The organism is Caulobacter sp. P4_E5 (assembly GCF_056401555.1).
On record NZ_JBFUJD010000010.1, the window covers coordinates 1 to 23352 of the forward strand.

General features: G+C 66.5%; 20 protein-coding genes. 15 read left to right on the forward strand and 5 right to left on the reverse strand.

The features are described 5' to 3' along the window. Positions 1-203, reverse strand: a 203-nt coding sequence (locus AC1DSO_RS04985) for a helix-turn-helix domain-containing protein (RefSeq protein ID WP_477067797.1), incomplete at its 3' end; no start/stop codon positions are given. A gap of 337 nt (positions 204-540) precedes the next feature. Between AC1DSO_RS04985 and AC1DSO_RS04990 the strand changes: the two genes are divergently transcribed. The 3 genes from AC1DSO_RS04990 to AC1DSO_RS05000 all read left to right on the forward strand — a co-directional run bounded on the left by AC1DSO_RS04990 (position 541) and on the right by AC1DSO_RS05000 (position 4260). Beyond that, complete coding sequence (locus tag AC1DSO_RS04990; RefSeq protein WP_477067798.1) at positions 541-1131, forward strand: GntR family transcriptional regulator; 591 nt, start codon at positions 541-543, stop codon at positions 1129-1131. A 645-nt stretch (positions 1132-1776) separates the two neighbouring features. After that, the gene (locus tag AC1DSO_RS04995; RefSeq protein ID WP_477067799.1) at positions 1777-2433 is read left to right on the forward strand and encodes a lasso peptide biosynthesis B2 protein; all 657 of its coding nucleotides are present in this window, start codon (positions 1777-1779) and stop codon (positions 2431-2433) included. Between the two features lie 3 nt (positions 2434-2436). Next, entirely contained in the window at positions 2437-4260 is a 1824-nt protein-coding gene (locus tag AC1DSO_RS05000) for an asparagine synthase-related protein (RefSeq protein ID WP_477067800.1), read from the forward strand. Here AC1DSO_RS05000 and AC1DSO_RS05005 read toward each other — a convergent pair. From AC1DSO_RS05005 to AC1DSO_RS05020, 4 genes are all read right to left on the reverse strand, one after another. Next, positions 4179-6641: a S9 family peptidase gene (locus AC1DSO_RS05005; RefSeq protein WP_477067801.1), complete on the reverse strand. Its 2463-nt coding sequence runs from the start codon at positions 6639-6641 to the stop codon at positions 4179-4181. The two genes, AC1DSO_RS05000 and AC1DSO_RS05005, sit on opposite strands and share 82 nt — an antisense overlap. Positions 6642-6676: 35 nt before the next feature. Then, complete coding sequence (locus tag AC1DSO_RS05010) at positions 6677-9694, reverse strand: TonB-dependent receptor (RefSeq protein ID WP_477067802.1); 3018 nt, start codon at positions 9692-9694, stop codon at positions 6677-6679. Between the two features lie 124 nt (positions 9695-9818). Then, a complete protein-coding gene (locus tag AC1DSO_RS05015) occupies positions 9819-10826 on the reverse strand; it encodes a FecR family protein (protein WP_477067803.1) in 1008 nt (335 codons plus the stop codon). Positions 10827-10839: 13 nt separating this feature from the next. Continuing rightward, entirely contained in the window at positions 10840-11343 is a 504-nt protein-coding gene (locus tag AC1DSO_RS05020) for an RNA polymerase sigma factor (RefSeq protein WP_477067804.1), read from the reverse strand. Positions 11344-11494: 151 nt separating this feature from the next. Between AC1DSO_RS05020 and AC1DSO_RS05025 the strand changes: the two genes are divergently transcribed. The 12 genes from AC1DSO_RS05025 (at position 11495) to AC1DSO_RS05080 (ending at position 23317) form a co-directional block, all read left to right on the forward strand. After that, entirely contained in the window at positions 11495-11833 is a 339-nt protein-coding gene (locus AC1DSO_RS05025; RefSeq protein WP_477067805.1) for a helix-turn-helix domain-containing protein, read from the forward strand. Between the two features lie 169 nt (positions 11834-12002). After that, positions 12003-12743: a DNA -binding domain-containing protein gene (locus tag AC1DSO_RS05030; RefSeq protein WP_477067806.1), complete on the forward strand. Its 741-nt coding sequence runs from the start codon at positions 12003-12005 to the stop codon at positions 12741-12743. Between the two features lie 122 nt (positions 12744-12865). Next, positions 12866-13153, forward strand: a complete 288-nt coding sequence (locus tag AC1DSO_RS05035; RefSeq protein ID WP_477067807.1) for a helix-turn-helix transcriptional regulator — start codon at positions 12866-12868, stop codon at positions 13151-13153. Continuing rightward, a complete protein-coding gene (locus AC1DSO_RS05040) occupies positions 13146-13625 on the forward strand; it encodes a DUF2840 domain-containing protein (RefSeq protein ID WP_477067808.1) in 480 nt (159 codons plus the stop codon). The genes AC1DSO_RS05035 and AC1DSO_RS05040 overlap by 8 nt, the downstream gene beginning before the upstream one ends. Beyond that, positions 13622-14140, forward strand: coding sequence for a S26 family signal peptidase (locus AC1DSO_RS05045; protein WP_477067809.1), 519 nt, complete (start codon positions 13622-13624; stop codon positions 14138-14140). The genes AC1DSO_RS05040 and AC1DSO_RS05045 overlap by 4 nt, the downstream gene beginning before the upstream one ends. Beyond that, positions 14137-14955, forward strand: a complete 819-nt coding sequence (locus AC1DSO_RS05050; protein WP_477067810.1) for a lytic transglycosylase domain-containing protein — start codon at positions 14137-14139, stop codon at positions 14953-14955. Before AC1DSO_RS05045 ends, AC1DSO_RS05050 begins: the two co-directional genes overlap by 4 nt. Before the next feature lie 436 nt (positions 14956-15391). Beyond that, the gene (locus tag AC1DSO_RS05055; RefSeq protein WP_477067811.1) at positions 15392-16906 is read left to right on the forward strand and encodes a relaxase/mobilization nuclease domain-containing protein; all 1515 of its coding nucleotides are present in this window, start codon (positions 15392-15394) and stop codon (positions 16904-16906) included. Between the two features lie 11 nt (positions 16907-16917). Continuing rightward, positions 16918-18888, forward strand: coding sequence for a conjugal transfer protein TraG (locus AC1DSO_RS05060; RefSeq protein ID WP_477067812.1), 1971 nt, complete (start codon positions 16918-16920; stop codon positions 18886-18888). Continuing rightward, positions 18885-19301: a ribbon-helix-helix protein, CopG family gene (locus AC1DSO_RS05065; RefSeq protein WP_477067813.1), complete on the forward strand. Its 417-nt coding sequence runs from the start codon at positions 18885-18887 to the stop codon at positions 19299-19301. Before AC1DSO_RS05060 ends, AC1DSO_RS05065 begins: the two co-directional genes overlap by 4 nt. Before the next feature lie 244 nt (positions 19302-19545). After that, positions 19546-20973, forward strand: a complete 1428-nt coding sequence (locus tag AC1DSO_RS05070; protein ID WP_477067814.1) for an SIR2 family protein — start codon at positions 19546-19548, stop codon at positions 20971-20973. Further along, positions 20970-22985, forward strand: coding sequence for an ATP-binding protein (locus AC1DSO_RS05075; RefSeq protein ID WP_477067815.1), 2016 nt, complete (start codon positions 20970-20972; stop codon positions 22983-22985). The genes AC1DSO_RS05070 and AC1DSO_RS05075 overlap by 4 nt, the downstream gene beginning before the upstream one ends. Then, entirely contained in the window at positions 22982-23317 is a 336-nt protein-coding gene (locus AC1DSO_RS05080) for an exonuclease domain-containing protein (RefSeq protein ID WP_477067816.1), read from the forward strand. The genes AC1DSO_RS05075 and AC1DSO_RS05080 overlap by 4 nt, the downstream gene beginning before the upstream one ends. The last annotated feature ends 35 nt before the right edge of the window (positions 23318-23352 follow it).

Sequence of the window (23352 nt, forward strand, 5' to 3'; positions counted from 1 at the left end):
CGTGTGGCCTTGGCGAACAATCGCACCTTGTTGAAATCGAACTCTCGCCGGCCCGCCTCGAAGTCCTGATAGGTGCGAAGCGCAATCCCCATCCCCTGGGCAACTTCGGCGCTCGTCAGCCGGCGCTCCTTGCGCACCAGCTTGACGATTTTGGACAGCAGGCGCGCCTGGCGCGCGAGCGGCGCCTGGGTTGAGCCGGCCATGTGACACTCCACGCGACGCAAACAACCTAAGCGCAAGTAACTCAGCAAATTCCCCATGCAGCAACCGCTTTGGAGCAGGTCAAAACCCTCCGCTCCGAGAGCGAATGCCTAAGCGCCTGGATTCCCTACCGATCGGTTCGGTTAAGCCCAATGGTTGCGTAAAAAGCCGCAACGATTGGGCAAATTGCCGGCAGCGATTGGCTGGGCCGGCGCCCACTGTTGCAGTCCGAGTCGCGCGTCCACAGGTTTGCTGGCCCATTGTGGTCCGGTTGCCCGCGGACCGGTCGACGCGTCGTGGAGGGGCGCGGGAGATAGCCGGCTCACGGAGCCGAAAGCCTTGGGCCGAGACCGCGAACTTTTCGAACGAACCCTGGAGGCCCTGCGTCAGCGCCTGACCGTCGACGGGCCGCTACAGGGCGCGCCTTTGGCCGTCAACGTGCTGGCGGCGCAGCTCGACGTCAGCCAGACGCCGGTCCGCGAAGCCCTGGCCTGGCTGGCAGGCGAGGGGCTCATCAGTCACACCCGGTCGGGCTATGCCGGCGTGGTCCACGACGCCGCCAGTCTGGCGGGTCTCTATGGCCTGGCCGGGATTTTGAGCCTGACCTTGGTGCGGGCCCGCGCTGGCGGCGTGAAGGCGCGTGCGACCCTTCCTGAAACGGTCCTATGGCTGGCGGATCAGGCCGACAACCGCGCCTTGGCGCGGGAGACGTTTCGGGCTCATGCCCAGTTGGCGCCGTTCGTCTTGGCCGAGCGGCTGTGTCTGTCGCCGGAGAAGTGGCCGCCAGAGATGGGGTGGCCGAGGGGCGAGGGGCCCRGCGACGCCAGCGCCCTGGCCGAGCCTGTGCGGCGCTACTACGCCCGACGCGTACGACGCAGCGCCGCGATCCTGTCGGCGGCGATCTCGGCCCAGATCGCGCCGAGACTATAGATTTGAATATAGGACCAAGCCCGCAGCTCCTTGGAGGGTCGCAACCTCGCGGCAGCCCTGACTTGAAGGAGACTGCAATGCCCGCTTTCCGCAAACTGATCGCCCTGGGTTCGGCCAAGACCCTGACCCTGGCCGGCGACATCCAGCTGGTGCCCGAAGACATGACCGGCAAGCTCTACTCGGGCGTCTGATCCGATCTAGGCGGCGGGGCGCACGCCCGTCCCGCCGTTGACCGCAGGTTCGATCCGCACGGCAAACCCATGACCTCGACCACGTCATTGATCGCTCTGGGACCGGCCAAGGCTGTGACCCGGCGGCCCGCTGCCGCACGCCTTCACGCCGCGCCGTTCGACCTCCCATGAGCCGCGTTCGATCGGCGAAGAACGGGCGAATATAGATTTGAATATAGGTCTCGCCGGCCGCCTCCTGATCGCCGCCGCATCTCGCGGTTGATCGAAAGGAGACCACCATGACCCAGCGTCTGATCCGCGTCGGCTCCGCCCGGCAGCTGACCGAAGGCACCAGCGGGGACACCCCCGAGGTCCTTCTGCCCCGTCCGTTCGAGGGCATCTGAGCCGACCGTTGACGGAGGTCCGCGAGGGCCTCCGTCAACACCTGCCGCCAAAGCTCCGGAAAGAAATTCACGTGGAAGTCCCACTGGCCCAGCATGTCCATGCGGTGATGATCGACGATGACCTCGTCTTCCTCGATATCGACGCCGACGCCTACTTCTGCCTGCCGCTGCCGCCTGGTCTGGCCAGCCTCGACGGGCGGCGCCTGCGCACCGGCGACACCCGTCTGGCCGAAGAACTGGTGGCTGCCGGCCTGGCCCGTAATAGCGACGCGGAGACGATCGCCGGGCGCGAACAGCCGCAGCGCCCGGTCCGCACCGCGCGGCGCCTGCTGGAGCTTTCGCCGCACATTAGGCCCCGACTGCGCGCGCGCCACCTCGCCGCGCTCGGCGCGGCGATCCGAGCCGGGCTAGCCGGCAAGCAACAGTCATTCCGTCAGCTGGTCGAACCTGCGGCCAAGCCGGACACCGCGCCGCCGGAACTTGCCAACCTGCTGGCGGATCTCGCCGTATGGCGTCGCCTCGCCCCGTGGCTGCCCATGGACGGGGTCTGTCTTTTTCGCAGCGGGATGCTGGCGGCGTTCCTGCGCGCGCTGGGCCATCAGCCGACCTGGGTCTTCGGCGTGCGGACCTGGCCGTTTCAGGCCCACTGCTGGCTGCAGGCGGACGACGTCGCCCTGGACGACGAGGCCGAGCGCCTGTCAGCCTTTGCGCCGCTCTTCGGGGTCTGAGGCGTGGCCTATCTGATCCTGACCCACCCTGGCGGCCAGACCGCCGTGGCCTTCGAAGCGATGGCCGCCGACCTGCAGGCCCGGGGCTGGACGCCCGGACCCCAGGCCTACGCCCTGTCCGTGTTCGTCCGGGACAGGGCCGCGCCGCCGGTGGCGATGCTCGGCGACTGGCGTGGTCCGGTCGGGGCCGTGGTGGGCGACATCTTCGATCGCGCGGCCGCTGAAGCCGGGGAGGCCAGCCGCTTTGACCTGTCCATCCTGGGCGAGTTGGCCAACAGCGACCCGCAGGCGATAGCGGGTGTGCTGGCCGCCCACGCGTTCGGCGACTATGTCGCCGTCATTCGCCAACGCAGTGGCGGAGGGGCGGTGGTGTTCGCCGATCCGCTTGGCGGCCGGCCGGCCTTTTCCTGGACGCGCGAGGGGGTGACGATCGTCGGCGACGAGCCGCCCGAAGGCATGGCCGCGCCCGCCAATGTCGCCGTCGACTGGCCGGCCCTGGCCGACCTGATGGCCGACCCACGGCGCATGGGGGCCGCRCCGCCGCTGATCGGTCTCACCTGGATCCCGCCCGGTGTTTGCCGCTTTGGCCCCGCCCTGGAGAACTCGCAGATCGTCTGGACACCGGCCGCCGCTGCGCGCAAGAGCTCGCGCCGAAGGGACGAGGCGGGGCTGCGGCGCGCGGTGGACGGCGCCTTGCGCGCCTACCTGCTCGGCCGGCAGCGAGTGCTCTGCGAGATCTCCGGCGGCCTGGATTCGGCGATCGTCGCCACCAGCCTCAAGGCGGTCGATCGCCCGGCTGACGCGGCGCTCAACTTCTATCGCGGTCAGGCCGAGGCCGATGAACGGGTCTATGCCCGGGCCGCCGCCGAGCGGGCCGCCACGCCTCTACGATGTGTCGACCGACCTCTGCTGACCCTCACGCAAGTAGGACTCCTGGCCGGCGCCGGGTCCTTTCGGCCCAATTTCGAGATCCTCGACACCGACTATGACGATCTGGTGCTGCAGGCGATCGCCGAGATCCAGGCGGACATCGTCTTCACCGGCCACGGCGGCGACGTGGTTTTCTACCAGCTTGCCGCCGCTGATCTCGCGGGCGATCTGTTGCGCGGTGTCCCTTGCGAGGGATCGCGTATCGCGCGCCTGGTGGAGGTGGCGCTGCGTACGCGGCGCTCGGTCTGGAGCCTGGCGGCTCAGGCCTTGCGAGGGCGTCCCAGCCGCGCGGTCGCCGAGTTGATGACCGCGCCGGTCATCCTGGCGCCGCAACGGCCGGAAGGAACCTGGCACCCCTGGGTGGCGGGACTGAACGGGTTGCCGCCCGCCAAACGGGCGCAGATCCGAGGCCTGGCCTTGACGCAAGGCGTGTTCGCCCACACCCGCCGAGGGGCGGCCGCGCGCCTGTGTCATCCGCTGCTGAGCCAGCCCGTCGTCGAAGCCTGTCTGACCACGCCAGCGCCGATCCTCAGTCAGGGAGAAGGCGAGCGCAGCTTCGCCCGGCGGGTGTTCGCCGATCGGCTGCCGGAGATCATCGTCGCGCGCCGTTCGAAGGGCGACATCAGCACCTTCATGGGCCGCACCCTGGCTCGGAACGTCCCGCTGCTACGCGACTTCTTGCTCGACGGTCGGCTGGTGGCCCAAGGCGTTCTCGAGCGCGCGGACCTCGAGGCGGTGCTGAGCCCCGAGGTCCTGATCTTCCGCAACGCCTATGCCGAGATCCTGACGGCCACGGTGTTGGAAGCCTTCGCCCGCTACTGGGAAGGGCGCGCGGCCTCCGAGGGCGCGGCAAGGGGAACGGTGTCGGCGACCTTGTCGGCCGAGAGCGCCGCTTGAAGAAAGGCATAGGCGCGACGCGTCAGGTCCTTGAGATTGCCGGGTGACTGCACGACGTGACCTTCGCCCCGGTAGTAGAGCAGCTCGACGGACTTTCCCTGTCGATAAAGCGCCGAAAACATTTCCAGGGACTGGCGCCCGCCGATGTCGAGATCGCCTTGGATCAGCAGCACCGGCGCGACGATCTGGTCGGCGTGCAGAAGGGGGCTGGCGTCGAGGTAACGCTGCGGATGCTTCCAGGGCGGTCCGAGCATCCGGCCTTGGCCGGTCTCCGACCAGCCGAACATGCTGGAGGCGTGCAGCATGACCTCCGGCGCGCCGAACGCCTGGTGACCCTGCTCACCCCACATCGAGAAGAGATCGCTGATGCCCGAAGAGGCGATCACCGCCTTGAACCGCGAGGACTGGGTCGCGGCGGCCAAGGCGCCGTACCCGCCATAACTGTGACCCCAGACGGCCAGACGCGTGCGCGACAAACCGCTGTCAGCGGCCAGGGCTGCATCAACGGCCAGCAGCATGGCCTGAGCCATCGTCTTGGCGGGTTCGGCGTCCTGGGCCATCGGCAGGCTGGGCGTCAGCACCGCATAGCCCGCCCCAACCATCGCGCGCACATTGGTGGTGTAGTTGCGCGCGTCCGGCGCCGCCGCGCCCGAGGGCGCGACATAGTCCGAGCCCGGGTAGGGGACGACGATCAGAGGGCGATTGTCTCCCGCCTTGTGGTCGGCGGGCAGGTAGAGCCAGCTCGACACCATGGCGCCCTGCGGCGTGCGGTGCGTGATCCGGTGCGGCGGCGTGATGTCGATATCCGCCAGGAAGGCGTTGAGCGTCGCCAGGATACGCGCCGGGCGGCCCGGCTCGGACAGCATCAGGGTTGCGACCCCATGGTCGGTCTTGGCCAGACCAAGGGTCGCGCCGGTCGCCGCCGCGACGGCCAGAAGGCTGGCCCCGGCCGGCGGCTGCGCGGCGACCCGGTCGGCGCCCCGGCTCGTCAGCACGCGGACCTCGCCGCCATGTTCGACCAGGATCGCGCCTGGCAGTTCGCCGGCCCGGGCCGGGGCCGGCAGAACCTTGTCCGACGCCGAGGCGAGCGGTGTCACGCCCGCCAGGCCGAGCGTTTTGACGCCTTCGGAGGTCCTGACCAGAAAGCCGTCCTTGATCTGGGCCAGCCGGCGGCCGCCGTCGGGCGACAGGCCTGAAAGCAGGGCCTTGGGACCGTCTGGGTCGATGCGCCACCAGGCCATGGCGCTGTCGCCTGGCCGGCGGCCCAGGACGGCGGGCGCGCCGCCGACCCAGCCCATGTCCGGCCGCAGGCTTGCATTGGTCCCGCCGATCGTCTGGATGGTCCCGGGCTCAACATCGCCGGCCAGCAGCGAGGCCTCGCCACGGGCGGTGATTTTCCAGTAGCGCACCTGGCGCCAATCGCCCGCCTTGGCCGCATCCGGCCGGGCGCTGATCAGGAGGCCCCGGCCGTCGGGCGCCCAGGTCATGTCCGCGGAGACCATGTCGCAGTGCGGACACGGCCGGAGCGTCCGGCCCGAAAACAGATCGACCAGGGTCAGCCGCCGACGGCGGTCGAAGGCGTCGTTGCGCGCGATGCTGTCTCCATCGATCGTCACCGGTTCCATCGCCGCGGTCAGGGCGGCGGCCCTGCCATCGGGCGATAGCGACAGGGCGATGAACGGTCCGCGCGCCAAGGGACGAACCGCGCCGCTCTCGACATCGAGCGCGATCAGATCGGCGTCGCGCCAGGGCGGATTGCTCGCGGCGCCGGGCCCGCCGCGCAACACGCTCACCGACACTTGCCCGRCCTCGGCGGCCTCCCAGCCCGCGATCGTCCGCGCCTGGGTCTGCCAGCCGCGATTGAGCGCGAAGGAGGGCGTGTCCGGCGTGGTGCTCAGCACCACGACCTCATGATCGCTTCGCCAGCGCGCCAGGCTGAACCAGGCTTCCAGGTCGACACAGCGACCAGACCAGCGGACCTTGCGGCTGGCCAGGTCGACGACACCAAGCTCGTTGGTGTGGCCCTTCAGGCGGTAGACGATCGCGCGCCGCCCGTCAGGCGACAGGGCGCCCAGGCTCTCTCCCGTCCCGGGCGCGGGGCCCAGCAGCGGCTGAGGCGGCCCGCCGGCGGCGACATCGACGACCCAGAGCCGGCCGGTTCGCTGGATGGAGAAAAACTCCAAGTCGAACCGGCCGGCGGACGTCAACGGCCCTTGCGTCTCGTAGACCAGGGTCCGCCCGTCCCCGGAGAACGCCGCCCGCCCCACGCTTTGCAGGGAAAGCATGTCGTCGATGGTGTAGGGCCGCGGAGGCGGTCCCGCGGCCGAAGCCGCGGGGATGGCCAGGGCGCAGGCAAGCGCCAGCCATGCGAGAACACGCATTGCTTGAAACTCCGGATGAGGTGGGGGCTAGAGGCCTACCAGGCCTTGGTCAGCTGCAGCGCCACGACGCGGCCGTTGGGGTCGTAGTTGGTCGCGTCATAGCCGACGATCTGCGGCGCATCGTAGAACGGCGGGTCCTTGTCGAAGAGGTTCTGGACGGTCAGGGCCACGGCCAGACCCCGCCAAGGACCGGACCGCGCCGACGGCGCCCAGCGCGCCTGGAGGTCGGCCGTGGTCAGCGGCTTCATCCGACGACCCGTGTCGGTGTGCAGATCGCCAAGGTGATTGAGGGTCAGGGTCGTGGCCACATCGCCGTGGGTCCAGGTCGCCGACCCCCGAACCCGCAGATCGGCCGGAAAGCCGGCCATGCCAGTGAGTTCGACCGATTTGGAGGTGGCGGTCACCTTGCGCTTGTAGTGCATCATCCACGACAGGTTGCCGGCGAAGTCGAGCGTGTCGGCGCCCACCGACATGCGGTAGCTGCCAACCAGGTCCACGCCCTCGACCGTGAAGGCGCCGGCGTTGACGTAGCGCGCATCGCCGATCGCCCCGTAGGCCTCGGCCGGATAGAGGGCCTGGGCCGCCGCCGAGGCCTTGGCCAGGTAGGATCTGACCAGGGCCAGATCGGCGGGATTGGTGGTCGGCGCGATCGTGGTCCGGAACGGCGCCAGGTCGGCCGCGGTCAGGATGGTCGAGAGATAGGCGATCGCCGGCCGGCCGATGCGGCCTTCGAACTGCGTGCGAAAGTAGGTCCCCGACAGCTTCAGTTCGGGATGGCTGAGCGGCGCATACTCAAACCCCGTGGTCCAGGACTTGGCGGTCTCGGGCGCGAGGTTCGGATTGCCGCCGGTCAGGATCAGGGTGAGCACGCTGGCCGAGCCATTGCTCAGCCGCACTGGCGTGGCGCCTTGCAGATCGGTGAGTTCGCCGATCGAGGGCGCACGAAACGACTCCCCGTAGGTGGCGCGCAGCGTCAGATCGTTTACCGGAGCCCAGGCAAGACCAAACTTTGGCGTGGTCGCGCCCATGCCGCCGTCGTAGTCCTCGCGCCGGACGGCGGCCGATAGCTCCAGCTTGGCCAACCCCGGCCTCTGAAACGCGCCGCCAAACAGCGGGACCCGCGCCTCGGCGAAGAGCGCCCGCACCGTGCGCTCGCCGCGCCGCGCCAGGGTTGGGATCGGCGTCAGGGACGAGGACGTGCTCACGCCGCTGGTCTTCAGCGCCTCGGTGCGCACCTGAGCGCCGATGGCCAGGCGCACCGCGCCGGCCGGCAGGCTGAACAGCGCGCCATCGGCCGTGGCGCTGGCGATGTCCAGCTTGCCGAACGTGCGACGCCTGTCCCAGCCCGAGGTCACGAAATTCAGAACCGCCTGGCTGTTGGCGCCTTGCCCGATATAGGGGTTGAAGTAGCCGTCCCGCGGCGCGCTGTAGGCCGACACCGGGTTGTCGGCCGTATTGCCCAGGGCCTCGTTCAACGCCGCCGAACTGACCAAACCGTCGTTGCGGCCAAGACTCAGCTCCTCGCCGTGCGCGGCGTAGGCGTCCAGACGCCAGCCGGCGAAGAGATCGACCTTGGCCCCGAAGGCCAGGTTGCTGCTGCGCACCGAGCCGGTGTTGCGCGAGGCGCCGGTCTCGTTCTGGAAGGAGTAGGCGATGGTGTTGGACGCCGCGCCATTGGGCGAGACGAAGAACGGGTTGGTGCGGCTGATGGTCAGGCCCGCGATCGGCGCCAGGTTGGAGATCGCGTAGCGGCGATCGCTATAGCGAACCTCGGCGTTGAGGCTGACGCGCGACCCGACCTTCTGGGTCGCTGAAGCATAGAGGCCAAAGCGCTCCTGGGTGGGCAGGACGTCGGCCACCGCGTTCTGGTTTTGGTTGTTGACCTGGCCAGCGAGGAACGAGGCTGGCGTCAGGTTCAAGCCGTTCTGACCGGACGGGATGGCGTAGATCGGCGCGCCGCTGGCGCTCAGCACATTGCCAGGCTGGCTGTAGTAGAGGCGGTGGTCCGCGCCGCCCAAGGACCGCATATCGGCGTCGGCGGTGTAGACGCGATCACGGCCGTGAATGGCGTTGGAGCGCTGATATTCGGCGCTCAGGAGCAGCGAGCCGCCGCTCCACGCCTGGCCATAGGTCTGAGCAAACTGGCTTTGACCCAGGCCGCCTTGGGTCGCGCCGCCGATACGGGCGCGCGTCTCCATCCCCTCCCAGCGATCGCGCATCACGACATTGATGACACCGCCGACGGCGTCGGACCCATAGAGCGCCGAGGCGCCGTCGAGCAGCACATCGACGCGCTCGACGGCCGATAGCGGCAGGCTGGAGATGTCGGCGAAGTCGGCCATGATCCCGGCCCCGGCCATGCGCCGTCCGTTGACCAGCACCAGCGTGGCGTCAGCGCCCAGGCCGCGCAGGTTGATGCCGGTGGCCCGGCCAGCGTTTGTGCCGGTCGCATCGGCGCCCACCGCGCCGGCCTTGTCGCTGGCGGTGCCGGTAAAGGTCTGGGGCAGGGCGGCCATGGCCGCGCCGAGGGTCGCATAGCCGCCGCGATCGATCGTTTCACGTCCCAGGATAATGACGGGAGACGCCTTGTCGCGAGCACCGCGAATATGCGTGCCCACGACGACCTCTTCGACCATCGTCGGCTCCTGCGCGAGCGGAGCGGCGGCCAGGGGCTCGACCCCCGCGCCTCCGCTCGTCGGCTCGGCGGCCTCAGGCCGCAGGCTGATCGCGACGCGCGCCGGACGCAGGACCAGCACGCCGGGGCGGACTTGCTCGACGCTGATGCGGCTGCCGGCCAGCAGACGATCCAGCGCCTGGCGCGCGGTCAATCGCCCTTGAACGGGCGGCGCCTGCAGGCCTGCGACCAGTTCGGTCTCGAAGAGAATGTTGATGCCGGCCTGATCGGCCAGAGCCATCAGCGAGGCGCGCAGCGACGCGGCCGGCAGGCTGACGGTCACCACCGGTTCGGCGGCCACGGCCGCGGCCGGCGCGGCGGCGACCGCCAGGATCGAAAGACAAGCGCCGCCAAATAGCCCCGAGAACAAACGCGTCATCTTATAACTCCCCCGCCATCGGCGGGCGCGATCATGATGACGCGCTTCTGATCCGCCGATGGACCGCGGGGGAGACGTCCGCGGTGACGTCCTCGGGCGGTGGCTGCGTGAAAAAATTATGACGTCAAGCCGACGGCCTCGCGACAGGCCGAAGCTCCAGGTCGCCGTTGAAGCGACGAACGGTGTCGAGCCGATAGAGCGATGAGACCGCGGCGATGAAGTCGCTGTGGTCGCCAGAAGAGAAGACGCCGCTTATGCGATGATCGGTCGGCACGCCGTCAGCAAACGTTATCTTGTCTTTGCTGTAGCGATTGAGCTCGTGGACAGCCTCGGCGAGGGTCACGTTGTCGAACCGCAGCTTGCCGGTCGTCCAGCTGGTCGCCGTCGCGACGTCGACAGCCATGGGCGCGACGTCGGCGGGCGCTTTGGGCGTAACGGCCAGGGCTTGGCCGGGCGAGAGCCGCCAAGGCGCGGTTCGCACCTTGGGGTCGCGGATCTCGACGCTGCCTTGGGCCAGGGTGACGCGGACTTCCTGGCCGACCTTGCGGACATCGAAGCGCGTGCCCAGAGCGCGGACCTGCGTGCCCGCCGCCTCGACGACAAAGGGACGCTCGGCGTTGTGAGTGACGTCGAAGAAGGCCTGGCCGCGCACCAATTCGATCCGCCGTTCGCCGAGGGTGTAGCGCACGCGCAGCCGGGTGTCGGTGTTGAGCTGGACCCGCGAGCCGTCCTCAAGGCGCGCGCTCAGCGTCTGGCCAACGCCCGTCACATAGTCGGCCCGCGTGACAAACGACCAGCCGAGGACCGCGCCGACCACGCAGGCTGCAGCCAGGGCGGCGATCAAGATGCGCGCCCGCCGAGCGCCGCTTTGGCGACGGACCGGCTTGCGCTCTGGACCGCGSGCCAGGGCTTGCGCGGCGGCCGCGCGCAGGTCCGGATCGTCCTGCAACCCCACCATCGACTTGTTAATGTCATCCAGGCGGTCGTAGGCGGCGCGGTTTTGCGGATCGGCCTTCGTCCAGGCGGAGAAGGCCTCGAGCTCCTCGGTCTCGATGGCGCCGACGTTCAGGCGCACGAACCAGTCGGCCGCTTCACGGGTAGAGCGGGTGATTTTGCCTTGGTCTTTGATCATGACGAGCGCAGCCTTAGTCCCGCATGGCCGCTGACGTCCTGGCCAGGGCCCGGCGCATCCGATCCTTCACGGTTCGCTCGGGAATGTCCCGAAGTCGCGCGATCTCGCGATAGGTCAGGCCCTGGATATGGGTCAGCACGAAAACATCGCGCAACTCTTCCGGGAGTGCCAGCACGATCTGCTTCAGCGCCAGGGCGTGCTCTTGCGAGGGCGCCGTGGACTGCGCCGTGAAGGGCTCGCTGTGCGTGGCGTGATCGCTCTCGCGCTGGACCTTGCGCAGGCGGTCGCGCGCCAGGTTGTCGGCGACCCTCAGCAGGAACGCCTTGTGGTGGCGCACTTCGCCGGCGGCCTCGAGCGGAGCGGTGCGCAGATAGGTCTCGTGCGCCAGGTCGTCGGCCATGTCGCCATAGCGCTTGCGCAGCACGCCGCGCAGCCAGTCGTCGTACCGCCGAAAGAGGATTTCGACGGCATGAGCCAGGTCCTGGCGGGTCGGGGCGGGCGGAGTAAAACCATCCATCGGACAATCACCTGAGATTGCCCCACAGAATCTTCGCATTTTCCTATTTTTAAAAGATAGAAAATGCACAAAGACACGCTCTGAAAAGCTGTGTGCCGCGTGCTGGCTCGCCGAACATTCCTCCTGGTGTTGAGGTTTTGGGCCGGGGCGTATGGCAAGGCTAGARGAGCAATTCGGGTCGCTCGTTCGGCATCACCGAAAGCTCGCTRGCCTTACCCAAGCCCAACTCGCAGAGCGCGTCGACCGACAGCCTGGCGCAATCCAGAACATCGAGAGCGGCAAAGCCGGGCCTACCTTTGAGACGATCGTTAGACTTGCGGACGCGTTGCAAGTCGATCCGAGAGAGCTGTTCGGCATTGGCGAATTTGCTGCGCGCGAAGGCCGCAACGATCCATTGGTCGAGATCGTGAAGGCCTTGTCTCCATTGTCGGAGGATCAGCTGCTAAGCGTTCACGAGTTGCTTGTCGCAGCCTTGAAAATCCGCCGCTAACGGCTGCGCAAAAGTACGAGAGCCAGTACGCTTCGACTTGCAACCAAACCCACAGGCTCCTCTCAAACGTTGCAGGTAAACGAGCAAGTCGCTGCGGCGATGAACGCGTAGTGATGGCTGTGTCGCTGAATCGCGTGCGCCGCCGGAGCACCTCTGTCGCGATTGCCTCATGGCCGCGCAGCTCGCCAATTCGAGCACGGAACGGCCGCCAAGCGATGGCGCTGGCGGCGGCTGGCGCGCACATCTGAAGCTGACAGTGCCAGCGTTCTGCTGGGAGTTTCTTCGACGAAATCCAGCCTACGCCGAGAACTACCGCCACGCCGTGGTCGGTGACCGACCGCTGGACCGACGCTGGGGCCTGATGATGCCAGCCGATCCGGCGCTGCCGGTCGATGATGCAGGTGTGCTCTGGCGGGCGGRCGTCGCACCAGGGTTGGTGGTCCCATTGGAGCCTGCGTCGTTCGGAGAGCCGCGAAGTCTTCCTCGCGCGGAGGCGGCTGTACGCACGAGCGATGAAGAGGCGCACATCCGTTTGCCAAGTGGTCTTCAGCTTCTCGCGCGCGGCCGGCCGGCGCTGGGGCCATGGGTGGTTGTGCTTTCGTATGATGCAGACTTCAGCCTGCGCGTTCGCGCTTGCGAGGCGCTGCGGCGCGCGGAGATCACCGACGCGCCGCCGCGATCGCGCCTGAGCCTGGCCCAACGCGAGCGCCTGGCCCGCGCTCTCTATGCGCTCGACGCTTCGCTGCGCCGCGCCAGTTATCGTCAGATCGCGGCGGACATCTTCGGGCTGCCGGACGACGAAATGGACTTCAAGACCTCCTCGGTCCGGGACGTGACCATCCGCTTAGTCCGCCGCGGGCGGGCGTTGATGGCGGGAGGCTACCTCAAGCTTCTGCGCGGCGGGTTCTAGGGTGGCGAAAACGGCCAGGGGGTGGTCTTCACCATCCCTGGACCCGCCAATCCGGCGCCAGGCTTTTCCTCGCAGGCCGCTCTTGGGACGGACGTTCCCGGACGGCGATCGAGGACCAAGTCATGGATCAATCCGACAAGACCGCGCCCGAACGCCTCTTGCTGGCGCCTGAAGCGGCCAAGCACCTTCGTCTTTCCGAGCGGACCTTGGCCAAGCACCGGTGCTATGGCACAGGCCCGGTCTATCGAAAGAATGGCGGCCGGATCGTCTATACGCTCGCGGACCTAGAGACCTGGTCGCGCCGGGGCGAGCGCCGCTCGACCAGCGACGAGGCGGCCATTGTGACGCCGCCGGCCAAGYAGCACGCCGCGATCGCGCCGGCCTATGTGCGGCGGCAAGGCGATGTCTGAAACGTCCGCCACCAGCCTGACGCGCGTTGACCTACTGTTCCTGAAGGAGCGCATCGAGCGTTGGATCCGCTTTGGCCGGCCGGTCGCCGAGCAAGTGCATGACCGCCGGCGGCGCACGGTCATGTTCGCGCCGGGCGCGGTCTTCGCCTTCATTCGCTGGCGCGCCGAAGACTATGGAACGGTCGACTCCCGCATCGCTGTCCTCAGGGCGGTCGCGCCAGGCGCTCCGTTCACGACCTATCCCGAGGTCGCGCCCGGCGCGGAGATCCTGCTCGATGTCTCCGGATGGGCGAGGGTTCAGGCCGTCCTTGAGGCGATCGATGGGGTGGAGCGGGTCGGAGTGCGGCCGGAGTTGGCCGCGCCGGACTATTGGCGTCACGTCGGCGCCCGCGTCGGCGTTGGCTTACTGGCCAGGCCTTATTCGACCCGCCGCCACCGCGCTTGGCTTCTGCGCAAGGCGATCTTTTCATGAGCCGCTCCAGGAAAGCTGGCCTGGCTCTTCTGGCGGCGGGCGGATGCTTGCTGATCGGCTTGGGGAACGGACAGCGCACGCCTCTGCTGCTCTTCAACACCACCCGGAGCGCGCCGCTTGGCTTCTATTGGCTGACACCTGGCCGGTTCTCCCAAGGCCAGCTGGCGGCGGTGTCCCCGCCCGTTGATCTGGCGCGCTGGATGGCGGCGCGGCATTACCTTCCGGTCAATGTGCCGCTTCTGAAAGAGATCGCGGCCACCGAGGGACAGGTCGTCTGTGGGCGTGGCGAGAGTCTGACCATCGACGGCGTCGTCGCCGCACGCATCCGGTCCCATGACCGATGGGGCAGGGCGCTTCCGACCTTCCAAGGCTGTCGGCGGCTTACGGCCGATCAGGTCTTCCTGCTCAACAGGCGCGCGCCCGACAGCCTTGATGGGCGATATTTTGGTCCTCTGTCCACCGCTCGCGTGATCGGCGGCGCTCATCCGCTTTGGACATGGGGGCGCGCCTCGTGAGCGTTCTCCATTTCCTTTCCTTGTTCGGTCGTCTTGCCGGTCCTTTCCTCGTCCCGGTCAAGACCGCGTCGGCGGTCGCGCGCAGTCGCCGTCAAGGGCGGCCGAACGGCCGGCGCGTTTCGCGCCTTGCCCTTGACGGCGACGAGCACGGCCGCACACTCATTGCGACCGAGATGAACGGAGAGACTTCGCGCGCCTCGCGCGCGGCCGCTTTCCTGTTCCTTCCCTTCCTGGCCGTGCTGGTGTGGATGCCGTCGACCGCGGACGCCCAGCTTTCAGAAAACCGAGAGCAGGTCATTGCCTCGGCCGTAGACGAGGCGGCGGCGCGCTTTGGCGTTCCTGAAGCCTGGATTTACGCGGTGATGCAACGCGAGAGCCGCGGCCACATCGACGCCGTCTCGCCCAAGGGCGCTGTCGGTCTGATGCAGCTGATGCCTTTGACTTGGCGCGATTTGACCGCTGAGCTCGGGCTTGGCGATGATCCGTTTGAGCCTCGCGCGAATGTCCTGGCGGGGACCGCCTATATGCGCCGCATGTACGATCGGTTCGGCGCGCCGGGCTTTCTTGCCGCGTACAACGCCGGGCCTCAACGATACGCGCGATCGCTAGCCAACGGGTCGAGCCTGCCGTTGGAAACGCGCGATTACGTCCGCCATCTGGCTCCTATCATCACGAGTTCGAGCCTGGTTGATCCTCGGGAAAGGCCGACCACGGACTGGCGAGCGGCTGCCATCTTCATAGAGCGCCCCATAGCCGCGCCAGATCAGGACGAACGGGAAGAGCCTGTCGTTCAGGCCCGGAAGGCGTGGCCATGACCTCCGGCGTCGTTGGTAAGGCGATGGGTTGTGCGAACGGGGAGGAGTGGGCGCGGGAAGACACAGCGCTAGGGCAAGATAAAAGGACAGGAACCTTACGGTCCCATGTCATTGATGGTGTTGAAGAATTTCAGGAACCTGCAGCGGCTCGCGGGTTCCTCAGTTCGCCAATTTCCCAGTCTTATCAGCGACTTGATCGGGACCTTTCGACGGATTGGCTTCCGTGAGCCGCGAGAACGAGTTTCGCCTCAAGCTTGGTCGACCGCGCGATCGAGGGGCGGGGACGGCCGCCAAGGCGCCCGGGTTTGTTGGAGAGGTCCTAGGCGCGAGCAAGCGTTCCGGTCTCGGGACGCTTGATCTAGGTGGCAGAGGGAAAGGCGGTCGGTATGGTCGCGGTGGCGGACGCGGCATCGGTGGGCGATTGTCGTCCCGGCGCGTGATCATCAAGGCTCGGATCATCCAGCACCAGGGCTCGCGCTACCGTGCCGCGCCTATGAAGATGCATCTGAGCTACTTGCGTCGGCAGGGCGCCACGCGAGACGGCGAGCGCGCAGAGATGTTCGATCGCGACGGCGCCGCCGATCACGACGCCTTCGCCAGGCGCTGCGAGGATGATCGCCATCACTTCCGCTTCATCGTCTCGCCAGAGGACGCGGAGCAACTGAAGGACCTGCGCGCCGCGACCCAGGCGCTCATGGAGCGGGCCGAGCGAGAATTGGGAGCGCGGTTGGACTGGGTCGCGGTCGATCACTGGAACACCGACAATCCGCATGTGCACATCCTTGTTCGCGGCGTAGCCGATGACGGGCGCGACCTGGTGATCCATCCAGACTTCCTGAAGCATGGGTTCAGGGAGATCGCCGAAGCGCTGGTGTCACTGGAACTGGGGCCTCGTTCGCAGGCTGAGATTGCTGCGTCCTTGGACCGCGAGATGACAGCGGACCGGTGGACGCACCTGGATCGACGCCTGCGAGATCGCGCCGACAACTCAGGCGCCGTCGATCTGCGCCCCGCTGGCGATCATGCTGCTTCAGTCGACGTACGTCTGGTGGGACGAGCGCAATATCTCGAGAGGCTTGGTCTGGCGCAGTCAGACGCACCCGGCCAGTGGCGATTGGTCGAGGACCTCGAACCCAAGCTGCGAGCGCTCGCCGAGCGGGGCGACATCATCAAGGCCCTTCACAGCGCTCTGCGAGGACAGGATCGAGATCCAAGCGCGCTGGTCATCCAGGGTCAGGCGCTGGAGGCGCCGGTGTTCGGCCGGCTGGTTGATCGTGGCCTTCACGACGAACTGAGCGGACAGGCCTACGTCATCGTGGATGGGGTCGATGGCCGGCTGCATCACCTGCGGTTCAGCAGTCTCGGGCAGATCGGCGACACGCCGATCGGCGGCTTGGTCGAAGTTCGTTCGCGCAGCCTGGATGATGGGGCGAGCCGCTTGGAGCTGGTGCACCGCTCCGACCTGAGCTTGGATGCGCAGATCAAGGCGTCGGGCGCGACCTGGCTCGATCGCCAAATGGTCTCACGCGAGCCGCTGGCCTTGTCGCGCGCGGGCTTTGGCCTCGAAGCGCGGGAGGCGCTTGAAAGGCGCCGGGAACAGCTGGAGCGCTTGGGCCTCGCCAGCCGCCAAGGAGGCGCGTTGACGCCGGCCCGCAAGCTCCTTTCCACCTTGCGCAGCCAAGAGCTTTCCCGGGTCGCCGCCAACATCGCTGCCGAGGCTGGTGCGGCGCATATCGAGGTCAAACCTGGCGCCTCGGTCGCTGGCGTCTACAGCCGTCGGGTCGACCTGGCCTCAGGGCGGTTCGCGATGATCGAGGACGGCCTGGGCTTTCAGTTGGTGCCGTGGACGCGCGCTCTCGACGCGCATTTGGGCAAGGAGATCAGGGGAGCCATGACGTCCAGTGGCGGCGTGGAATGGTCGTTGGGGAAGAAGCGCGGGCTTGGACTCTAGAGGTGCAAGCAATGAACGGTACGAAGATCCTGTGGGGCCAGATCCTGCTGATCGGCTTTCTGGCCCTGGCTGGCGTCTGGGCCGCGACCCAATGGACGGCTTGGCAATTGGCCTATCAGCCAGGCCTTGGACCGCCTTGGGCTCGGCTGGGCGGGTGGCCGATCTATCCGCCGCCGGCGTTCTTTGTGTGGTGGTTCATCTACGACGCCTACGCGCCGTCGATCTTTGCGCGCGGCGCTTTCATCGCCGTCTCGGGCGCGTTGAGCGGCGTCGCGGTCGCCATCCTGATGTCGATCCTACGTGCGCGCGAAGCCAAGAAGGTGACGACCTACGGTTCGGCGCGCTGGGCCGAGGCGGCCGATCTCAAGGCTGCGGGTCTGCTCGGCGACGACGGCGTGATGCTGGGAAGGGTCGGCGATCACTACCTTCGCCACGACGGGCCCGAGCATGTGTTGTGCTTCGCGCCGACCCGCAGCGGCAAGGGCGTGGGACTGGTCGTCCCCAGCCTGCTCGTCTGGCCGGGCTCGGCGGTCATTCACGACATCAAGGGCGAGAACTGGCAGCTGACCGCCGGCGCTCGCGCCAGGTTCGGGCATGTCCTGAGGTTCGACCCGACCGATGCGGACAGCAGCGCCTACAACCCGCTCCTCGAGGTTCGGCGGGGGCCGACCGAAGTTCGGGACGTGCAGAATATCGCGGACATCCTGGTCGATCCGGAAGGCGCCCTAGAACGCCGCAATCACTGGGAAAAGACCTCCCACAGCTTGCTGGTCGGCGTGATCCTCCACGTGCTCTACGCCGAGGCCGACAAGACCTTGGCCGGCGTCGCCAACTTCCTGGCCGATCCCTCGCGCCCGATTGAAACGACCCTGCGGGCGATGATGACGACCCGGCATCTTGGAAGCGCGGTACACCCCGTCGTCGCCAGCGCGGCGCGCGAACTCCTGAACAAGAGCGACAACGAACGAAGCGGCGTGCTTTCCACGGCGATGAGCTTCCTGGGCCTCTACCGGGACCCTGTCGTCGCTGCGGTGACCTCGCGCTGTGACTGGCGCATTGCCGACCTCGTGGACGCTGACAAGCCCGTCAGTCTCTATCTAGTCGTGCCGCCGTCCGACATCAGCCGCACCAAGCCGCTGATCCGACTGGTCCTCAACCAGATTGGCCGGCGGCTCACCGAGGGCTTGGAGGCGTCTCGAACGCGCCGACCGCTTTTGCTGATGCTCGACGAGTTCCCGGCCTTGGGCAGGCTCGATTTCTTCGAAGCCGCGCTGGCTTTCATGGCTGGATACCGGATTAAGGCGTTCCTGATCGCTCAGAGCCTGAACCAGATCGAACGGGCCTATGGGCCCAACCATTCGATCTTGGACAACTGCCATGTGCGCGTGGCGTTCGCGACCAACGATGAGCGAACCGCGCGCCGGATCAGCGACACCCTGGGCACTGCCACGGAGATGAGGTCGATGGCCAACTATGCGGGCCATCGACTGTCTCCGTGGCTTGGTCACTTGATGGTCTCGCGTCAGGAAACGGCGCGGCCTCTGCTGACACCTGGCGAGGTGATGCAGCTTCCGCCGCACGAAGCCGTCATCCTGGTCGCCGGTGCGCCGCCGATCCGGGCGACGAAAATCCGCTACTATGCCGATCCGCGCCTGGCTGGCCGCGTGCGGCCGCTCGCGCGCCCCGCGGGCGTCCCGTCTTCGTCAACAACGCCCGAATGGGAGACGGTGGCGATGACGCCGGCAGCCACGGGCGGACCTGGCAGCGTCGAGGAGGACGAGGGCGGGCTGAGGCGCGAGCCTGAGCTCGACGGCGCCGACCAGGCGCCGTTGGCGCCGCACGATGACGAATTGGACTCAGGCGCAGACCAGGAGGGCGATGAGGCCCAGCAGGGCTCGGAGCTGCAGCGACGATTTACCGGCGTTGCGCGTCAAGCGGCCATGGACCGCGACGACGGCATCCCGCTTGGAGATGACGCATGAAGATCCCCACCAAGGTCTTCCTGACCAGCGACACGATCCGGATCCTGGACGAGCGGGCGCGGCGCACCCGGCGACAGAAGTCCGAAATCGTCCGCGCCGCAATCGAGGCTTACCTGTCGCCGGATAGCGCCGAAGCTGGGGAGGCGGCGCTGTTTCGGCGGTTGGACCGGATGTCGCGGCAACTCGACCGGCTCGAGCGAGACGTCACGATCGCCAACGAGGCGATCGGGCTCTACGTGAAGACCTGGCTGAAGGTGACGCCGGCCATGTCTGGCGTCGAGGACAGGGCAGCGGCGGCCAAGGGGCAGGAGCGCTACGCGGCGTTCATCGACCTGCTGGCCAGGAGGATTTCGGAGGGGAGGTTGCTCCGGGCCGAGGTGCTCGATGAGGCCGGCGGGAAAGGAGCATCGTGACTCAACGCGGAACTTGGGAAGGTCCGATTCTTGTCAGCTTCTCGTCGCCCGTCAGAAACACGAACTCGGCAATCGGCATTGTCCGCCTGCGGGTTGCGAAGCTAGCTCAATCCGCTCAGCGCGGGACTTCCACCGTCTGCCTTCTAAGTTGTGCCAAGGTGCCCGCACAATTCTAATCGCTCCGCTATAGTGACGCTCAACCGGCTCTTGCATTATTGGGCCAAGTTTGACGATGGGGCCGGGAATGGACGACGATAAAGCGGGGCGGAGCTTCAAATTCCTGCGCAACGGCGATGCGCAGCCGGAGGACCTCACCTGGAGCGGCGGCAGTGCTGGCGTTCGACAAGCCATTTCCGAGTCGCTGAACGCGCGGAACATCGCGTTCCTGTTGGGGGCCGGCTGTTCGTCGTTGATGCGCGGGAAGACTGAGCTCGGCATTTCGACGATGGCGCCGCTGGCTCAAGAGTTCTGTGGCGAAACCTTGGCCGCACGCGCGGCCGGGTTCTACAGCCCGAAGCTCCCAGCGGACAATGGAGCCAATAGTGATGAGGACGAGACCGACGAGTTCGCGGATGGTCATTTTGTTCAAGGGCCCAAGGGCGATCTGGTGCCGCTGGCCGATGGCGAGAGCGACCCAGAAAATTCGCCCGCCGAGCCTCAGCCATGGCGGTTGACCCAAGCTGAACTGGATTACCTCGACCAGCACGGTATCGACCTCGAGGGCGACTACATCCGCAACCTTGAACGCCTGATGGAGGTGCTATACGCCCACCGCTTCGTCCTGGCCCGCAACGCCAAGGCCACCTGCTGGGATGACCGGGCGCTGGTCGCCAGCATGATTGAAAAGGTCCAGGCCTTCCTCTGGACGAAGGTGACAAGCGGTCAATTCAGCCAGGGCGACACCGCAGTCCGCGATCTCTATGAGCAGTTCTATAAGAAGCTGGTGCTGCGCGACCGGTCATTGCCACGTCCATGGGTATTCACGACCAACTACGATGTCTTCAACGAGACGGCGATGGATCGTCTCGGCATCCCCTACGCCAATGGGTTCACCGGGGTGATCGAGCGCCGCTTCAATCCGGCGTCCTACCGTTATGCCTTGGCCGAACAGCTGGACGTCGCCAATCGAAAGTGGTCGGCGGTCGATGCCTTCGTCTATCTCTGCAAGCTGCATGGGTCGGTGACCTGGACCGAGGACGACCACGGCCTATTCCCTATCCGCGAAGTCTGGCCGCCGCCTCAAGCCGACCGGATATTGATCTATCCGACCCCGGCCAAGCAAAGCGCCTCCCTGGCTTCGCCCTACGCCGATCTGTTTCGCGAGTTCCAATCGCGCGTGGTGCGTGAGCAGAGCGTCCTGGTGACGGCGGGCTACGCCTTTGGCGATGACCACCTGAACAACATCATCTACCAGGCGATGACTATTCCGACGTTCCGGTTGATCATCTTTGCCGATCCAGACACCGGAGGCGAGATCGCCAAACTCCGGGCGCTTCGCGATCCTCGTATTTGGATCATCGGCGGCGACGGGCCCCGCACGGGTAGCCGCGCGCACTACTTCGATACGGTGGTCGAGCATTTCATGCCGCAGCGCCCCAGCGACCGGATCGACGACGCCGTGCGCCGGGTCTTGCACCAGATGGCGCCGGCTAAAATGGATGACGACGCGTGAGCCGCGACGACCGGAAGCGCGCGATCGGCAAGGTGGTCTCGGTGGCGGCCGACCGCTTCGTGGTCGAAATGCACGCCGGTACGGACAACTTCACCGTCGTCGGGTTCGACGGTGTCCACTATGTCGCCAGGCTTGGCTCGTTCGTGATGATCCCCGCCCAGTCGGAATATGTCGTCGCGGAAGTTGTGGGCCTGCGCGAGCGCGACGCGTCAGCGCCCTCCGATCGCGCCGACCTCGATCGGGCGAACTCCGCCAAATTCCTCGATGTCGTTCCGGTGGGCATGCTCCCGATTTCAGGCGGCTCATTTCGGTTCGGAGTCTCGATCTTCCCATCGCTCTATGCGGACGCGCTCTACGCTTTAGACGACGAGCTGGACCGGATTTTCGAAACTGACAAGGCGGTTGAGCCATCCGCAGGACCCCCAGGCGGCGCGTGCATCCCGGAGTGGGCGACTCGCTATCGCGTGCTGCCGATCGGTAAGTCCGTAGTCTTTGAGGACTACGAGGTGAAGGTTCGGCTCAATGAATTCTTTGGCGGCCATGTCGCCGTCCTCGGAAACACCGGAAGCGGCAAGTCCTGCACCGTCGCGGCCGTCCTTCAGTCGCTCTTCGGAAAGCCGGATGAGCACCATGCCCGGGGGGCAACGTTCGTCGTCTTCGACGTAAACGGCGAATATGACGAGGCCCTGTCCCCGCTGGCGCGCGATGGCGGCATTGGCGTTCATCGTGTGGTCCTCGACGGGTCGGCTGACGGCTTCCGACTACCACACTGGTTCCTGGAGATGGCTGAGTGGGAACTGCTCCTTCAGGCCAGCGAGCGAACTCAGCTGCCAGTACTTCGAACGGCGTTGGGCCTGACAAGTCTGTTCCATGCGAAGACGCCAGAGGCATTGGCCTTGCGCGAGCACTTCGTCGCGACTTGCATCATCKAGTGTTTCCGCGGCTCCGATGGTGACTCGCCAGTTTCTAAATTTCAGCGCGTGGTATCCCTTCTGCAGAAGTACCCGACGCCCAGCCTGAACATGGCGCTGCTCAATCGCTTCAGCCCGAACTTTCAATACGGAAATTTCAACGGTAACAACCAAGTCGGCTTTCTCGAAGCTGTTCGCCAGAAGCTTCGCGAAGATGCGCCGCTACCGGCCTATGACCGCACGCCCTTCTCATTCGATGAACTGCACGAGTGCCTCGATTTCGCGATTCTGTACGAAGAAGCCCACGGCAATCGGCAGATCCGGGACTACTGCTCGGCGATGGTGACCCGGCTCAGGTCACTCCAGGAACGCTCTGAATATGCGTTTCTTCGGCATGAGGGCGACGAGGTCGTTGAGGCACCCCACGACCTTGATTTCCTGGCAGAGCTTGTGGGGCTTGAGGCGGACGGTGGCCGTTTGGCGAAGCGCCACCAAGTCATCATCATTGATCTCAATGCCGTCGAGGATGAGATTGTCGAGCTCGTCAGCGCCGTGGTGGCGCGGATGCTCTTCCGCCTGTTGCGCCGCGCGGAGCCTAGAAATCGCTTCCCCATCCACCTTCTGCTCGAAGAGGCCCACCGCTACATCGCCTCGACCCCGTCGCGTTTTTCCATCGACGCGACGAAGATATTTGAGCGGATCGCTAAGGAGGGCCGGAAGTACGGGATGTTCGTCCTGCTGGCGTCGCAGCGGCCCAGCGAGCTCTCAAAGACGGTACTCAGCCAGTGCTCAAACTTCCTCGTCCATCGTATTCAAAATCCAGATGATCTTTCCCAGATTCGACAAATGACGCCGTTCATTTCGGACTCGGTTCTCAAACGCCTGCCGTCACTGCCCCGGCAGCACGCGCTGGTGTTCGGGACGGCCGTGAACCTCCCAACCACTTTCAAGGTCCGGGAAGCCGCGCCGCGCCCGCGCAGCGACGACACCGCCGTGGTCGATTTGTGGTTTCATGAGGAGGGGCGCCCGGCTGACATTCAGTTGGGTTCGGTCGTGGGTACGGCTGACGAGGACGAAGACGACTTCTCGGATTTGGCATGACACAAAGCGATCACCTGGAGTCATGGGCCCGCGCTTTAGAAGCATCCGGCGACTATCGTGTCGTGCGGCGTCTCAAGCCACGGCCAGCTATTCCGCCACCACCTGGTGCAGCGGTGCGGTATGGACTCGTGGTCGATGTGGAGACCACCGGGTTGGATCCGCGGAAAGACGAAATCATCGAACTGGCGATGACCCCGGTCAGCTACGGCTTGAATGGCGCGATCTTCGCGGTTGGCGAGAGTTTCTCCCAACTAAGACAACCGTCGATACCGATTACTCCTGAGATCACCGCGATCACCGGCATCACCAACGCCATGGTGGCAGGCAGGTGATCGACCCTAACGCAGTAGCGCATTTCGCAGCGCCG

Excerpts from the sequence above, each read along its gene's own strand:
- AC1DSO_RS05060 (WP_477067812.1), top strand. The coding sequence starts at position 16,918 with ATGAACGGTACGAAGATCCTGTGGGGCCAGATCCTGCTGATCGGCTTT.
- AC1DSO_RS05045 (WP_477067809.1), top strand. The coding sequence starts at position 13,622 with ATGAGCCGCTCCAGGAAAGCTGGCCTGGCTCTTCTGGCGGCGGGCGGA.
- AC1DSO_RS05065 (WP_477067813.1), top strand. The coding sequence starts at position 18,885 with ATGAAGATCCCCACCAAGGTCTTCCTGACCAGCGACACGATCCGGATC.
- AC1DSO_RS05080 (WP_477067816.1), top strand. The coding sequence starts at position 22,982 with ATGACACAAAGCGATCACCTGGAGTCATGGGCCCGCGCTTTAGAAGCA.
- AC1DSO_RS05010 (WP_477067802.1), bottom strand. The coding sequence starts at position 9,694 with ATGACGCGTTTGTTCTCGGGGCTATTTGGCGGCGCTTGTCTTTCGATC.
- AC1DSO_RS05040 (WP_477067808.1), top strand. The coding sequence starts at position 13,146 with ATGTCTGAAACGTCCGCCACCAGCCTGACGCGCGTTGACCTACTGTTC.
- AC1DSO_RS05070 (WP_477067814.1), top strand. The coding sequence starts at position 19,546 with ATGGACGACGATAAAGCGGGGCGGAGCTTCAAATTCCTGCGCAACGGC.
- AC1DSO_RS05020 (WP_477067804.1), bottom strand. The coding sequence starts at position 11,343 with ATGGATGGTTTTACTCCGCCCGCCCCGACCCGCCAGGACCTGGCTCAT.